The sequence below is a fragment of the Carboxylicivirga mesophila genome (genome assembly GCF_018271975.1).
GTDB lineage: Bacteria > Bacteroidota > Bacteroidia > Bacteroidales > Marinilabiliaceae > Carboxylicivirga > Carboxylicivirga mesophila.
Window position 1 is genome coordinate 295,836 of the sequence record NZ_JAGUCN010000001.1, and the last position, 16,143, is coordinate 311,978.

10 protein-coding genes are annotated in these 16,143 nt (G+C 44.1%); 5 read left to right on the plus strand and 5 right to left on the minus strand.

The window, feature by feature from the left end; all coding sequences use genetic code 11:
* Positions 1–11: 11 nt before the first annotated feature.
* The 3 genes from KEM09_RS01245 (at position 12) to KEM09_RS01255 (ending at position 5,472) form a co-directional block, all read left to right on the plus strand.
* Entirely contained in the window at positions 12–2,351 is a 2,340-nt protein-coding gene (locus tag KEM09_RS01245; RefSeq protein ID WP_212224153.1) for an ABC transporter permease, read from the plus strand.
* A 30-nt stretch (positions 2,352–2,381) separates the two neighbouring features.
* Positions 2,382–4,787: an ABC transporter permease gene (locus tag KEM09_RS01250; RefSeq protein ID WP_212224155.1), complete on the plus strand. Its 2,406-nt coding sequence runs from the start codon at positions 2,382–2,384 to the stop codon at positions 4,785–4,787.
* A gap of 229 nt (positions 4,788–5,016) precedes the next feature.
* Complete coding sequence (locus KEM09_RS01255) at positions 5,017–5,472, plus strand: hypothetical protein (RefSeq protein ID WP_212224157.1); 456 nt, start codon at positions 5,017–5,019, stop codon at positions 5,470–5,472.
* A gap of 132 nt (positions 5,473–5,604) precedes the next feature.
* On the opposite strand, the gene KEM09_RS01260 is transcribed toward KEM09_RS01255, so the two are convergent.
* Positions 5,605–5,961, minus strand: a complete 357-nt coding sequence (locus tag KEM09_RS01260; protein WP_212224159.1) for a DUF2116 family Zn-ribbon domain-containing protein — start codon at positions 5,959–5,961, stop codon at positions 5,605–5,607.
* 170 nt (positions 5,962–6,131) lie between these two features.
* On the opposite strand from KEM09_RS01260, the gene KEM09_RS01265 reads away from it, so the two are divergent.
* Positions 6,132–6,473, plus strand: coding sequence for a single-stranded DNA-binding protein (locus KEM09_RS01265; RefSeq protein ID WP_212224161.1), 342 nt, complete (start codon positions 6,132–6,134; stop codon positions 6,471–6,473).
* A 159-nt stretch (positions 6,474–6,632) separates the two neighbouring features.
* Here KEM09_RS01265 and KEM09_RS01270 read toward each other — a convergent pair whose 3' ends face one another.
* The 4 genes from KEM09_RS01270 to KEM09_RS01285 all read right to left on the minus strand — a co-directional run bounded on the left by KEM09_RS01270 (position 6,633) and on the right by KEM09_RS01285 (position 15,251).
* On the minus strand, positions 6,633–8,849 hold the full coding sequence (locus tag KEM09_RS01270) for a DUF748 domain-containing protein (RefSeq protein WP_212224168.1): 2,217 nt from the start codon (positions 8,847–8,849) through the stop codon (positions 6,633–6,635).
* A gap of 283 nt (positions 8,850–9,132) precedes the next feature.
* On the minus strand, positions 9,133–10,569 hold the full coding sequence (locus tag KEM09_RS01275; protein WP_212224170.1) for a glycoside hydrolase family 125 protein: 1,437 nt from the start codon (positions 10,567–10,569) through the stop codon (positions 9,133–9,135).
* Positions 10,570–10,616: 47 nt separating this feature from the next.
* A complete protein-coding gene (locus KEM09_RS01280; protein WP_212224172.1) occupies positions 10,617–12,857 on the minus strand; it encodes a GH92 family glycosyl hydrolase in 2,241 nt (746 codons plus the stop codon).
* A gap of 9 nt (positions 12,858–12,866) precedes the next feature.
* Entirely contained in the window at positions 12,867–15,251 is a 2,385-nt protein-coding gene (locus KEM09_RS01285; RefSeq protein ID WP_212224174.1) for a glycoside hydrolase family 3 N-terminal domain-containing protein, read from the minus strand.
* A 297-nt stretch (positions 15,252–15,548) separates the two neighbouring features.
* On the opposite strand from KEM09_RS01285, the gene KEM09_RS01290 reads away from it, so the two are divergent.
* Entirely contained in the window at positions 15,549–16,115 is a 567-nt protein-coding gene (locus tag KEM09_RS01290; RefSeq protein ID WP_212224176.1) for a YceI family protein, read from the plus strand.
* Positions 16,116–16,143 lie beyond the last annotated feature (28 nt).

Consider the following 16,143-nt stretch of genomic DNA (forward strand, 5'->3'; position numbering starts at 1 on the left):
ACCAATTTAATATGCTCTACCATTATTTATTAATTGCCTGGCGTAACCTGAAGCGTAAAAAGACGCTTTCTTTTATACAGGTGTTATGCTTATCTATTGGGCTGGCTGCTTTCTTCTTAGTGGCTCGTTATGTGCAGTATGAGCAAAACTTTGATAAGTTTAATGCCAATTATGAGCATATCTATCGGGCACAAACATACAAAGTAGGAGATAAAACAGATGACTGGTATCAAATACCAGTGCCTGTGGCCCAATACCTGGTAGAGCATGTGCCTGAAGTAGATGATGCGTTTGTTATTCGTCAGATTTGGTTTGAGTTTTTATCGCCCGATAAACAAACAGTTTACAAGGAGTTTAAAGGTTATAAGGCGCCATCAGCCATATTTGAAATGTTCTCCTTTGATCTTCGCCAGGGCAACCGTCATACGGTGCTGGATGCACCCAATGCCATTGTGATTAGTGAGTCGATGGCTGAGCGTTATTTTCCGGGTGAGAATCCAATGGGTAAAATTATTTATGATGGACAAAAGGAGGAGCTGGTTGTCAGCGGCATTATGAAGGATGTACCTGAGCAGTCACACCTCGCAGCAGATTACTTCAGGTCCAGTGCTACCTTATTAAAAAATTATGCAGATAACTGGTTCAATAATTCCTTTTCGGTATATGTGCAGTTAAAGCCCAATACTTCGGTGGATGATATCAATCGGAAGATTGACGAGGTGATTCACAAGCATGATCCTGATGCCCGGCGCGTATTATACCTCAATCCCTTAAGTACCTTGCACCTCAAGGAGAATCCACGCGATGATCGGGGAGCGGTGGTTTACATTTTCTCTGTGATGGGCCTGATGATTTTACTGCTGGCCTGTGTTAGTTTTATGAATCTGACCACGGCTTTTTCTTCACTGCGACAGGTAGAAATCGGCGTGCGCAAAAGCATAGGTAGTAGCCGTAAAAGTATCGCCATTCAGTTTTTAAGCGAAACCTTGTTTATAGCCATAGTGGCTTTTGTGTTGGCTGTGTTCCTGGCTCATTTGCTATTGCCGGTATTCAATAACGTGGTTAACCGCCACATCGAACTGAATCTGTTTGCCGACTATCGTTTTACTCTTTTTCTGCTTGGAGTAGTGCTCCTCACAGGGTTGCTGTCAGGGGCTTACCCGGCCTTTGTAGTGTCTAACTATCGGCCGGTGGTGGTGCTCAAACGCAGTAACCTGGTCAAACAGAATCGCTTCAGTGCTTTGCAAGCCATGGTGTATTTTCAGTTTATTCTTTCGGTGGTGCTTATTACAGTTAGCCTTTGGACCTATCGTCAGGTGAATTTTCTGACTAATAAAGATCTGGGATTTGATAAGGATCACCTGCTTCATTGCACTCTGCCGGCACGAGAGAGCCATATCTCCTACGATGCACTGCGTGATGAAATACTGGCGCATCCTGGTATTGCTAATATGAGCATGTCCATCAATTCGCCTTTACATTCCAACTGGGGCTGTCAGATTATTCCCGAAGGCTGGTCAAGTGAGAATTCAGTGTTTTCAAGGTGGAATGCTGCCTGCTCCAATTTTATTAATACCATGAGTATGCAACTCGTCGATGGGCGTAATTTTTCAGATGAACTGGCCAGTGATGAGCAGGCATGCCTGATAAATGAAACGGCTGCACGTGCATTTGGCTGGCAACAGCCTATTGGGAAACAACTCGAAAAGGAAGGTACTTATACAGTGGTGGGTGTCATTAAGGATTTTAACATTGAAGATGTTCATAATCCGGTTAATCCATACGTGCTATTATTCATTGACAGAGATTTATCGCAGGCCCTGGATTTAACCTTTAAGGTGCATCCGCAGACAACAGCAAGCAGCCTGCAACATATTAACCAGGTGATGAATAAGCACTTTACTGACGTTTTGTTCGAAGTCAACTCCTACGATACCAATCTGCCGCGCGAAGAGCTGAAAATTTGGAATAACGCAAAAAATACCGTCCTGTTTTTTACGGTCATGGCGGTGGTTATTGCGGCAATGGGACTGTTTGGTTTGATATACTATGCGGCACAAAGGCGGGTTAAAGAGATTGGTGTTAGAAAAGTACAAGGGGCCAGGGCCTACCAGATTTTTCCGCTCATAACCAAAAAATACCTGTTGATGGCCGTGACGGCCAACATAGTGGTCTATCCAGTGGCGATGTTTCTCAAGGATACGATGCCCGGCCAGTTTAAATATCAGTTTACGGTATTCGATGCCGGTATAATACTGTTGTTATCCATTTCTATCACACTAATATCAAGTGGGTACCAGGTCATCAAGGCGAGTAGCCTTAATCCGGTGGAGGCTCTGCGCTATGAATAAGAAGAATGAACGTTTGAAAACACAATAACTATGCAACACGCAATTAAACTGGCTCTTCGCAAGCTATTTGTAAAAGGACAATATACATTTACACGCACCATCTCACTGGCTGTAGGACTGGCTTTTGGGATGCTCATACTATCCGAAGTTTTTTATTACTACAGCTACGATGGGTTTTACCCCGATGCTGATCGCATTTACACGGTGCAGTCCAGTTTTAAGCGCGATAAGGAAACGGGTGAATTTGAGAATTATTCTAATGTAAGCGGAGCTATAGCTCCCGGTATCAAAGCCGAAGTACCGGGGGTGGAGTCGGCTACGCGACTTAATTCAATTGGTACACATGTAGTATATGATCAGCTTAAAAGAGGCTACAAGGCCGAGGTGGTATTGGCCGACGAACATTGGGGCGATGTTGTACCCCGACCAATGATAAGTGGTCATCCTGCTAAAATATTAGCACGCCCGATGGCCTGTATGGTATCCAGCGAATTGGCTGAGGCTATGGGAGGCGATGTAATAGGCCAGGTGATTGAGCTAAAACGCTATCCGGGCAAACAACTGACCGTTCAGGGTGAATTTGAAGCATTGCCCGAAAACACCAACTATAACTATGATATTCTGGTTTCGATGGTTTCCATCACCGAATTTTTCTCATGGGATGGTTCTACCAATTGGTTAGGTAACGATCGTTATATGGCCTATGTCAAGCTGCAGCCTGGCATTAGTCCCAATGATTTAGCTCCGGCCTTGCGTAAGATGCAGGAAAAACACCAGGATATAGAGCGGCTGGAGGAAGAGCAGGGTGGTATGGTACTCAAATACGTTCTAAAACCAATTAAGAGTATCTATAAAGATAACCATAAAGACATGCTGGTGATACTCAGTACTATTGCATTGGCTGTGCTGTTTGTGTCTTTGATGAACTATTTTCTGCTGACCCTTAGTATACTGGTTAACCGGGCCAAGTCGTCAGCCATTTATAAAACATGCGGAGCGCAGGTGAATGATATCCGGCAATTAATTTTTGTGGAGTCGCTCACCCTTTTTGTTCTGGCCTTGACCTTGGCGTCTCTACTGCTTTGGGTATTTAAACCCTTCGCCGAAGCGCAGCTTGGACATAGCCTGACAGCTGCAGTTAATCCGGGCGTATTATGGCCTTTAATGGGCGTTTTGGCCATATGGTTAGTCTTGATGAGTTATTTGCCGGCCCGTTACTTTTCACGCATCCCGGTTGCCACAGCGTTTCGTAGTTACCGGCAAAAGAAAAATAGCTGGAAACTGGGGCTACTGGCCCTTCAATTGGTGGGTGCATCATTTATATTGACGCTCATGGTGATAGTCACCTTGCAGTACGAGCAAATGCGTAAGGCCGATCACGGTTATGATACTGAAGGTATTTATTATGGTGCTACTACTGCTATGAACGGGAGTCAGGTACAGATGATTATTAATGAACTAAATGCTATGGCTGAAGTTGAGCAGGTGTCATTGGGCTATTCTGTGCCCATTCGATATGCTTCAGGTAACAATGTGCTATCGCCCGACGGGCATCGAGAGCTGTTTAATGTGGCCGATTTTTACGAGGTTGATGAGCACTATTTTTCAATGTTGGGCATACCCATCACCCAGGGGCATTCATTTGCCAGTGAAATGGCATCGACCAATAATGTGATGATTAGTCAGAAAGCGGCTGATTTGCTGGAAGTGTATAATAACTGGACAGATGGTGTTGCAGGCAAGCCGCTCACCATTACTGAACATGGCGCAACTACTATACAGGGCACCTATCCTGATTTTGTTATCGGACCGCTTTCGAGGCCCGATGATCGGCCTTCTGTTTTCTTTTACAAGCCACAGCATCTATTTATCCAGGAGAAAAACCAGCATCCGTTTATGTCAATGACTATACTTGTGAAAGTACACAGCTCCACGCAGGCTGGCATGAAGGATAAAATAGCTACAGTATTTAATAAAGTATTGCCGCAGAAAGATGCTGAAATAAAGAGCCTGGCTGAAGAACAATTAATTAGTTATGCTGATGAAAAAGGCTTCCGCAATGCCATGCTGGCCGGAAACTTTGTGATTCTGCTGATAACAATTATTGGCCTGATTGGGTACACTACCAATGAAGCAACCCGCCGGCAGAAAGAGTTGGCTATTCGACGCATCAATGGCGCTAAAATGTCAGATCTGGTGCAGTATTTTGTTTTGGAGCTTCAATACATGGCTATTCCGGCAGTATTGCTTGGCTTAGTAGGGTCCTGGTACACCGCCAGTAAATGGATGCAGAATTTTGCCTATAAGATTCCCTTGAACTGGATGTTATTTTTAATGTGCAGCTTCATCGTGCTTTTGACAGTTGCCGCCGTGGCGGTGGTCAATTATCTGCGTATTGGCAATCGTAACCCGGTTGAGGCCTTGCGTTACGAATAAGTATGAATCAGGTAAATATGTTAATGATTAATGTACTAACAAATTGAGTTAGTACATTAATCACAAGTTGCAACAGTAATATCCTTTCTGTGCATTGAAGAAGGGGGATTGTTATCAAATAATAGTGCTGTACAAGATGTGATGACATAATTTCATCTTAAACTAAAAATTTATAAGGTATATTATTATCTTCAATGCTTGTTAACTATTAATTGTAATATCTACAAGTATGAAATGTATTAGCACACTGGTCCTTATCTTTTGTTTCGGGTTGACAGGCAACCTTTCTGCACAATCAAAAACCGAAACTCTAACAGAGTTTCTGAATGGTATCATCAACTTTGAAGATGCAACTATTAACGAAGGCACACCAATTGCCGATATCAAAATGCTGGCTGCTGAACAAGCTGCACTGACAAAAGACTTAACCAAAGAATCGGTTAAAGAAATTCTTGAAACAGCCAAAGACTATCATTTTTGCGTTGTCACAGTTGGGGTGCATACCATCGCCCGCATTACCGATCTGGAATATACCCAGATGAGTGGTTCCTGGGCGACGGCCATGCCTATGGGTGAAGGCTATGTTCAGAAAAGCGGATTGACTTTGAAGAATGATTATCTTAACAATATCATTGGTATTCCTAATAGCCAGGAACGAAAAGTTTACTTCTTCAATAAGAAATAACCGAATGCTCAAATACCAATAAAGGCAGACTTATACAGGTCTGCTTTTGTTGTTTTAATCCAGATGTATCATTGGAGTATTGTTATAAAGATGTTTGAATATGAAGCAGCCAGACCAGTGATATCTATGGGTTTAACCTTCCCAATGAATCAACAAATACAGCTCATCACTTAAAGGTAAATACCCCTGATCGTAGCACAGATGGTAGGTGGCGCCTTTTTGGGTGGTGTAGGTGCCAGTAAAGTAGTTGAAGTCAAAACCTTCTTGTAGCAACTTGGTGCGCTTGATCTTTGTTTTACCCAATTGGTTGAATGCCTGAAGAATGGCGTAATTCTTCTTAAGGGTGCGATTAACTTTTTGAACCAAGGCATTTTCAGTACTGTATCTACGATTATTGAAGCTGTTTCGGCATTGGTCGGAGCAGAATTTCTTGTCAACTCTGCCAATTATCGGGTCGTTGCAAACCGGGCATAAACGTTTTTCAGACATGAGGTTTGGTTTTGTAAGTATCAGGTAAGTAAATATATAAACGTTTTTAAATGATTGCAAACGGTTTTAAACGAAAGCTAAACAACTCTAAATACTTAATAACCAACTAAAGCTTGCACGGCGTTGCACCTTTGTTTCATCAATTTATTATTCATTTAAAATTATGAGTCATGGCAAATTTAAGGAACAGAGTACAGTTAGTAGGCAACCTGGGAATGAATCCGGAAATCAAAGCATTTGATAATGGACGCAAGCTGGCAAAATTTACATTGGCCACCAATGAAAGTTTTAATGGCGTGAACGGGCAGGAAAAGACTGAAACACAATGGCACAATGTGGTGGCATGGGGCAAACAAGCTGAAATAGCTCAAAAATATCTGCAAAAAGGAAATGAGGTGGCCATTGAAGGGCGCTTAACCTATCGTCAATACGAAGATAAAAACAAGCAAACACGCTATATTACCGAGGTGGTTTTAAGCAGTTATGTGCTTTTTCCTCACGTGAAGAAGTAAGCTTAATGATTTCGTCATTTTTTAGGCAGAAAGCTTCTGAGTGTTCTAAGTATTAGAAGAACAGATGGAGTGAAGGTTTGACGAACAAATAGGATGCAAAAAAGCCGTCAGGATCATAAACAAACATAGTCCTGACGGCTTTTTGTTTTACTCCGATTATTATTTAATCGATACCTCCACTTTGTAATTACAACTCTTCAGCTGTTCGGGCAGGTTGCGCAAATCAGCTGTTGCTACACTAATACTGGTCGAGTCAATCCCTTTTTCGTGCAGCAGATAGTAGCTCAATTGCTCGTTGCGGTTAATCAGTAGCTTTGTAAAGGCATCTTGTAACTCATCCTCACCAATCAGCTGTCGGCAGCTGGCTGATAGAGGCTGGCCAACCGAACCTTCTACTGTTTTCCTGATGTAGTCCAGGAAATCAGGGTCGTCATTGGCTAGTGCAGCCAGTCGTTCGTTGTATGCCGCAATCTGCTTTTCATTGTTGGTAGGCATTGTTTCGGTCAGCATGCGTTTTTTGGCCATGGCCACAGCAAGTGCACTTTTCTCTGTTTCAGGATCGGTCTGCTGCATAAAGCTGAAGTTAAGCTGAGGTTTTTTTGTCAGAATGCTTGCAATCTTATCAAGCGTCTGTTTCTGCTCCAATGACAATGAATCCTGTGCATATGGCATGGGAATATTTTCCAGCTCTTCGGGGCGCGTGCCAACCAGGTTACCCAATGCATTAAAGGGCGAAGCAGCCGCTTTGATGATGAGGTTGGAGATAGCCTTCCAGATAAGCTTGCCAACGCTGAAGTTAGGGTCAGAAGGGTTTCCTTCAACCGGCATGTGAATGCTGATGACATCTTGTGGATCTTTCATCAGGTAAAGGCCTAACTTCACCGGGGCTTTCACCTGTGGTTCGTTTTGAGTTTTATCACCAATCTCCAGCTCATTAATCACAATGTCATTGTTATTCAGCATGTGTGTTGGCGTCATACTGATGCTCAGGTCGTAGTTGAAATCACCCTGTGTAATGGGGCGCGCAATGTGATATTCTGAATAAGGTGAGAAGCTTAGTAGTTGTAGTTTCTCCAGCTTAGCTTCCAAATCAAACACCTCAGGGTGCAGCATGTTAATGGTCGACTGTCCGTCCAGCTTGCCTTGGTCGTTCAGGTTAATACTGAAATTAACCGGCACCTGCTCGGCATTATTGGTGATGCCGTTGAGTTCCACCTCAATGTTCTTCAGATCGTATAAAAATGGGCGGTAAAGCGTATGATCTGCAAAAGCTACAGTGCCATTGTCGATATTTATTTTATCTACTCTATAGCTAAGGGCGGATGCAGTTTCAGTTGAGTCAGTAGTTACTTCGGTTTCCTGACTTGTGCTGTCGGCAGGCATTAATGGCAACAACATGCGCTCAATATTGGTCATATCCTTGTAAAGGCTGGCTGTGAGGGTTGGTCTTACAACTGACAGGTGAGAAAAGTGATAGTTTTCATTACCCACATCAATGTTTTCTAATCCAACGCTGAATTGGTCAAGCCTGAACACGTCTTTGTTTTCCAAATCCCAGATACGGAATGAATCCACACTGGCTTCTCCTTTAACTACTATCTGGCTGGTTTCAACCATGTGACCTGTAATATTCAGTTTGGTATTGAGATATCCCTCGATGCCGCCTGCATCAATTACATCCTCCACATAGCTTGAGATATTATCAAGGCCTAGCTTACTCACTTCGAAATCAACCGTGTATTCATTTTTTAGCTGATCCACATGGGCATCGACAAATACTTTGCCGCGCTCGCCAAATTCAAATTCTATACCTACATCCGACGATTCGCTGTCCCAGGCAATAAGTGGCAGTTCAAGGGTGATGTCTTCCAGCTTTAGCTCGTTATCAACTGTTTGGTCAAGGAAGTTGAAATGACCGTGAGCCAGTTGAATATTATGGATGGCAAAACGCAAGGGCTTCGAAGGTACAGTATCGGTTACTACCTCCTGACTTGCCGAATCGGCGGGAGGGATTAAGTCATCAAAATTAAAGCCTTTATCGGTACGTGTAACATGAATATACAGGCTGTCGAGTGTAATGGTCGAAAACGAGTACTCATTACTGAATAAGCGGGTGGGATCAAAGTTAACATACAACTCTCTGAAGCCTGCGAAAGTGTCTGTTTGGTTGGCTTCATAAACTGCCAGTGCCGATGCACGCACGGCGACCTTGAAATAGTTGATGCTTAAATCAGTAAGATGCACTTTACGTCCAATCAGTTCCTCACTGTTCTTGTTAATGTAGTTTTTAACAATGGTGGAAAGAAAGAAAAGCAGCAGGAAGATAATGAGTGCCAATGAGGAGAGCACATAATACCTTTTTTTGATCTGTTTCATTTTTAGTGGTTAAGCAGATTAGTAAATCAGTTTTACGATTGTAAAACGGTAATAGCGTAAAGGTATAACAAAACAAATTAGTTTTTGATTACCAGTTCCAAATTTAAGGGCATGGGTGGGAGATAGCTTATCTTACAAGGCTGATGAGTCATCTATGGGGAGCATGAGATATTGAAACCAGCTCTCAAGCGAACTCATTGCTTTGTAGAGCCGACAATAGCTATCCTGATAAATAAACGCCGCTTATTAGTTGAATAATAAAGCGGCGCTATATTGTATTAATTTACAACTCTGTCTTAAGCAAATGGGGGCGTTCATGATAGAGCTTAGCGATTAGCTCGCCAAACAGAGTATTGGCCCAGGCGAACCAGTCGCGGGTATACTTTGATGCATCATCTTTATGAAAGCTCTCATGCATAAAACCAGTACCGGCATGTGTGGTCTTAAGCATCTTCAGACAATGGCGTATCTCTTTGTCATCAGTGCTGGTCATGGCCCTGAGGATAATTCCCATAGGCCAGATATTAACTTGTCCGGTGTGCGGGCTGGCTTGTCCTTCTGCCACTTTGCCCTTTAAATAGTAGGGATTATTATCACTCAGTAAAAAGGCTCTGGTGCGCTTATACAAGGCATCATCGGGCTGATGTGCACCCAGGTAGGCCAATGACATAAGTGATGGTACGTTCGCATCATCCATAAATACCCGGTTGCCAAAACCATCTACCTCGTAGGCATAGATTTTACCAAAATCCAGATGCTCAACAATGGCATACTGCCTGATGGCTGCATCTACTTCATCGGCCAGAGAAGTACATTCTTTGGCGAGTTGTGTTTCACCGGTAATGCTTTCATGGATATTGGCCATTTGCCTTAAACTAACTACTGCAAATACGTTGGATGGAATCAGATAGGGGTAAAGCGTTGCATCGTCCGATGGACGGAACATAGAGCAAATAAGTCCGACGGGCTTCACCGGACGGCCCAGTCCCCAATGTACCGGACTATCAAACATTTGCCCTGTTTCACGATTAAAGGTGTAGGGTGTTGTACCGTCTTTGCGCTGCTCGGCTTTAAATGTTTGCACAATAAGGCGTGAGGCCTTTTGCCAGTCGTCATCAAAAACACTGCTGTCACCAGTAATGCTATAATATTCGTTGGCCAGCCTCACGGCATAGCATAACGAGTCAATCTCCCATTTGCGTTCATGAATGCCGGGCAGCATCTGGGTGCGGTCACTCTGCCATTTCGATACTTTGGTCACATCTTTATAAAAAGCATTGGCATATGGGTCGATCAGGATGCATTTGGTTTGTCGCTTAACCAGGCCTTTAATCAATTCTCTGAGTTCCTTATCTTTTTTGATAAGCGGCATATACGGCCACACCTGAGCGGTACTGTCGCGTAACCACATGGCATCAATATCGCCTGTAATCACAAAGGTATCCGGTTGCCCATCAATGTATTCAAAATCAACTGTTGTGTCCAGTGTGTTGGGGAAGCAGTTCTCGAACAGCCAGGCCAGTTCATTGTCGGCCATGGAGCTCTTAACTTTATTAATCAGTTTCTCAACTTCTTTACTGTTGAAGCAGCGCTTGCCCTCAGCAGGGCGCATTGACTTAAAATCAGCAGTTGATTGGTTTTGAGCATGGAGCAATGGTGATGCTAATAAAGTACCACCAATGACCATGCCCGATTGCTTTATAAAGGTTCTACGTTTCATATGCATTGAGTATGCCTGTGTTTATCTAACGTTTTACGTCTAATAGTCTATTTTTCACCAGTCATAAAAAATTCAAGCCGGCCACCTGTCAATAGCTGCTCGTGGGTGAAGAATGGTTTATCCAGTACTTTCCCGTTCAATACAACTTTCTCCACATACATATTTTCAGGTGAGTTGTTATGGGCGATAATTTCCAGTTTCCCTTGGGGCAGGTTAATAATTGCTTTGTCTACCATGGGGCGACCGGTTGTGTATGTAGCATCGCCGGGGCATACCTGGTAAAAACCCAAAGCACTCATAACGTACCATGCCGACATCTGACCACAGTCTTCGTTACCGATTATACCAGCCGGTTCAGGCAGATAGAATTCGCGCATAATCTGGTCGAGGCGTTCATTGGCTTTATAAGGCGCATTGGTCCAATTGTAAAGGTAGGCCATGTGATGGCTTGGCTCGTTGCCATGGGCATACTGACCGATTAATCCGGTAATATCGGCGGAAGCGTGCTCACCTTCAATGCTTGAATCAGTGGTGAATAGCGTATCTAGCATGGCCTCAAAGTGGTCGGCCGAGCCGTACAGGTCAATCAGCTCCTCATTGGCATGTGGGGTAAAAAAGCTCCACTGCCAGGCGTTGCCTTCCACATAATCGCTTTTTTCGTGGCTCGAGTAGCGGGGGCGGAAAGGCGTAACCCATGAGCCGTCGTGGTTGCGGCCGCGCATCAGCCCTGTTGTTGGGTCGAAATAGTGACGGAAATACTCGCTTTTAGCCATGAATTCGCTGGCTGTTTTGGTTTCGCCGGAAGCTTGGGCAATCTGGGCCACGCACCAGTCGTAGTAGGCCATCTCCAAACCGTATGATACGGCCTCCGCAACAGAGTCGCTAGGCACCCAGCCCAGAGTCTCTTTAAAATAGATGTGACGGGGCATCACTGCTGCTTCACGGGTATCCTTAAAACGTTCCACAATATCAGGGCGCCAGGTAGCAGATTGCACAGAGGCTTCAAGCCACTCGCTTAAATCACCCGGACCTAAGCTTTTGGCTGCAGCATCGGCCAATACCGAAACCGCCGGATAACCTACCATGGTACCTGTGTAATTGCTTACTAAAGGCCACTTTGGCAGTATGCCGCCTTCCTTGTATTTCTGAACCAATGCTTCTGCCCAGATACTGGCTTTATCTGGTTGAATAATGGTCATCAAGGGGTGAAAGGCTCTGAAGGTGTCCCATAGTGAAAATACCGTGTAATTGACATGTCCATCAATTGCCTGGTGAATCTGTTTGTCCATACCGCGGTAGCGGCCATCAACATCCTGCCATATAAAAGGTGCCATCATGCTATGGTACATGGCAGTGTAGAAATTAGTTTTTACTGCTGCATCGTTGGTTTCAATATGTATTTGTTCCAATTGCTTTTGCCATTCAGACTGTGCTTCTGCCAGTGTTTGATCAAAGTTCCAGCCAGGTAGCTCGGCCTGCATGTTTTTGTGAGCGCCAGACGGGTCCACTGCTGATATGGCCACCTTGAGCAGCAAGGGTTTATCACTCTCGTTAAATGTCAGGTAGATCTGCGCATCATTGGCATTTATCTTTGTCAGGTCTTTTTCTTCACCATCTACTATAATGCGTTTTTGGGCAAAAGGCTCCGAGAATTCAATGCGGTAGGCCACCAGGTGGTCATGTGCCCAGCCGGTTGATCGCTGAATCCCTTCAATGGTTTGTTCATCCACAATGGTACATTCGTTGCCCGTTATGGCGTTGCCCCAGTTAGCCTGAAGCACGTGCGCCAGGTTCAGCATCACATTACGATCCTGTTTATTTCCATAGGTGTATTTATGCATACCTACGCGTAAAGTAGTTGTTAATTCTACATCGATATTGAAATTATCGAGGTGAACAGAATAGTGTCCCGGGGCAGCATTTTCTTTTTCCTTGCTAAATGTAGCTGCCGGAATTGATTCAGTGGTGTTGGAATAGGGAAGCAGGCCAACATCGCCCAGATCGCCAATGCCCGTGCCGCTTAGGTGGGTATGGCTAAAGGCGTAAATCTTTGTGTCATCGTAGTGGTAGCCGCTACTGGCTTCCCAGCCATCCAAATGGGTATCGGGGCTCAACTGCACCATGCCAAACGGTAGCGTTGCCCCCGGAAAGGTGTGTCCATGAAAGCCTGTGCCAATAAACGGATCAACATACTGCAATATATTGTCAGCTACCTTTTCTTGAGGTTGGCAGGCCGAAAGAGCCAGTGCCATTACAAATGTGATTATTCCAAAAAATCTGTTGTTCATATGTTTGTTTTATTTGATTTCAAAACTGCTTTTAAGTCTGATGTCTGTAGATGAGGAGCCGATGGCCAATTGAAATCGTCCAGTCTCTGTAACATACTCCATATGTTGATTGAGAAGGCTCAGGTCTTCAGGTTTTATAATAAAACTGACTTGCTGTTTCTCACCGGGCTTCAGGTGCAGGCGTTCAAATCCTCTCAGCTGCCATTCATAGGTAACCACAGAGCCGTACTCATCATGGATGTATAACTGAGGCACTTCGTCACCTGCATAGTTGCCGCTATTTGTGATGTCAAAGGTAACAGATAACTCACCTGAGCTTGTTGTAAGATTATTGTTGATGTGTAAGTTGTCATATTCAAAACTAGTATATGATAGGCCATAACCAAATGCATAGAGCGGTTCAACAATACGACTCTCACCGGTACCGTGCGGCCCTTCTTTGGCTTGCCCTGCCTGGGAGTATGGTTTAAACGGGAAGTTAAGCGGTATTTGTCCGACTGTGGCAGGCCAGGTGGTGGATAACTTCCCGCCAGGCGAGAATTCTCCAAATAAAGCCTCGGCAATTGCTTGTCCGCCAAATTCACCTGGAAACCAGGCCGCAATCATAGCATCAGCTGCCTGCTGTGCATAATTAACCGATAAGGGACGGCCATGAATAAGTACCACAATTAAAGGTTTACCTGTTGACTTAAGGGCTTTCAGTAAGTCATTTTGTCGGCCGGGTAAATCCAGTGAGGTGCGGCTCAGGTTTTCACCAACCATGCTTTCGTCTTCGCCAAAAACCGCTATAATTACATCCGAAATTTTAGCTTTATTAACAGCCTCATCAATGTGATTTTGTTCGTCCGGGTTAATGTCATATTGCATGACCTCAGAGTGTGGCCAGTTACTGTCTTTTAGTTCGCAACCCAAGGCATAATCTATTTTAACATCTTCAGGCAGATAATTGCGGATACCTTCCAATGGCGAGATAATGTCAACGCCCAACGCGCCATATCGACTGATGGAACTCTTCTTTGCTTTGGCATTAGGCCCAACAACCAGGATGTTTTGTACTTCGGAAGCCTTAAGGGGTAAGGTGCCGTTGTTTTTAAGCAATACCAATGATTCGCGCGATGCCTGTTTGGCCAGCTCCAGGTGTGCCGGTGTTCGAACAGCCGCATTAGCTGTTTCCTCATTTCGGTAGGGTTGATCAAAAAGTCCTTCTTTAAACTTGACGTATAAAATATCTTTCACCCGCTCATCGACAACAGCCGTCGAAAGGGCACCTTCATTAACCAGTTCGCGCAGCGGATTCACAAAATTAGCCGGATGGTTAAAGGTGGTGCGCACATTTAATCCGGCTTCCACCGTTTGTCGCACAGCATCTTTGTAGCTTTCGGCCACGCGGTGTTTGGAGTGAACCCAGGCCACGGCATCGCTGTCGGACACCACATAGCCTTTAAACCCATAGGTTTTTCTTAGCAGATCGTACAAAAAGTAGTGGCTGGCACTCACCGGAACCCCATCATAGTCGTTGTAGGAACTCATAACACCCAAAACACCCGCTTCCATAATGGCTCGCTTAAAGGGGTAGAGGTACAGTTGGTGCATCTCCCGGGGAGCAATGTGCGGATCAAGTCGCACATGTCCATCGCGCCCGCCTTTGGGGGCCGAGTACACGGCATAATGCTTCAGGGTATTAGCCAGGCCATGCGACTGAATGCCTTTACTCACTTGTATGCCCAGCTCCGCCAGCAGAAACGGGTCTTCGCCGAAGCACTCAACGATGCGTCCCCAGCGCTGATCGCGTGCCACATCCAGCACAGGCGAATAGATGTTATTATAACCAAGAGCCCGCCCTTCGGCACCAATGCATAAACCCACCTGATGTAGTAAATCTTTATGCCAGGTGCAGCCCATGCCTATTTGCGCGGGAAACGAAGTGGCTTTATAATGGTTCAACCCGCGTATGCCTTCGTTGGTAAACTCAACAGGTATGCCCAGGCGTGTTTGCTCCACAAAGAATTTCTGAATCTGGTTGAGGGCCCAAATGTGTTTGTCATACGGATACTTATATTTAGCTTCTTTGTATACACCATTCGATGCTTCGTCGATATTACCCAGCCCATCTTTCCAAAGCTCTTGCTTCCACCCTTCGGTAGGCAGCTCATCTTTGGCCACGCGACCATAACCATACAGGGTCACCATCTGGCAGGTTTTCTCTTCCAGGGTCATCTGCGACAGCAAATCATCGATTCGTTTATCAATGGGGGCCTTCGGATCTTCATAGATATCCTTAATACCGTTTTTATTAAAATCGATCCAACCTGTTTTGTAGATGGTGTCACTGGCAAAAAGATTACATGCCAGTACTTGACAACAGAGGATAAACGTAATTTTTGCAGGCGACATATTTATTAAAGCTTTGAAATACAATTATCAGGAATAGTAAAAATAAGCATCAATCTTTACTTCTACCACTTGCGTTTTTGTTGTAATAAGCATACTATAACATGTGCAGATGTTGTTATTGTTCAGTAAATCAGTTGGATGTAAGGATGTAATTGTTTCATTTGAGCTGAGTTCTCTGAACATTTGTAACACTCTTTTGATAGCCTGTTAACAAACTTTTAACAGCATGAATCTGAACCATAAATAGCAGGTGATGTTTCTATTAAAAGTCGACAATAACCAATTAAAATAAACACCATGAAAAGATTATCATTATTAATCGTTGGCCTGTGCCTGTTTTTCACCTGGGCTGATGCACAAGAAAGACAAATTGATGTTAAGATGAGTAAGATCACCTGGACAGGAAAAAAAGTAACTGGTGAGCATACGGGTAATATTCAATTCAAATCAGGTACATTGCAGATGAAAGACAAGGAGTTGGTGGGCGGTAAGTTTATCGTTGATATGACCACCATCACCTGTACCGATTTAGATAATCAGGATTATAATGCCAAATTGGTAGGTCATTTAAAATCCGACGATTTCTTTGGTGTTGAAAAGTATGGCGAGAGTCAACTCATCATCTCAAAAGTAGTGAAAGAGGGCAGTGCTTTCAAGGTGATAGCTGATTTAACCATCAAAGGCAAAACGCATCCGGTAACTTTTAATTTTACAAAAAGTGGTAATGCTTTTGAAGGTAAAATTGTTGTTGATCGCACTAAATACGATGTAAAATACGGTTCAGGGAAGTTCTTCGATAACCTGGGAGACAAGATGATATACGATGACTTTGAATTAGCTTTTAAGGTCTTTGCGATGGAATAGATTTCATATTTTATACTATAAGAAAAGC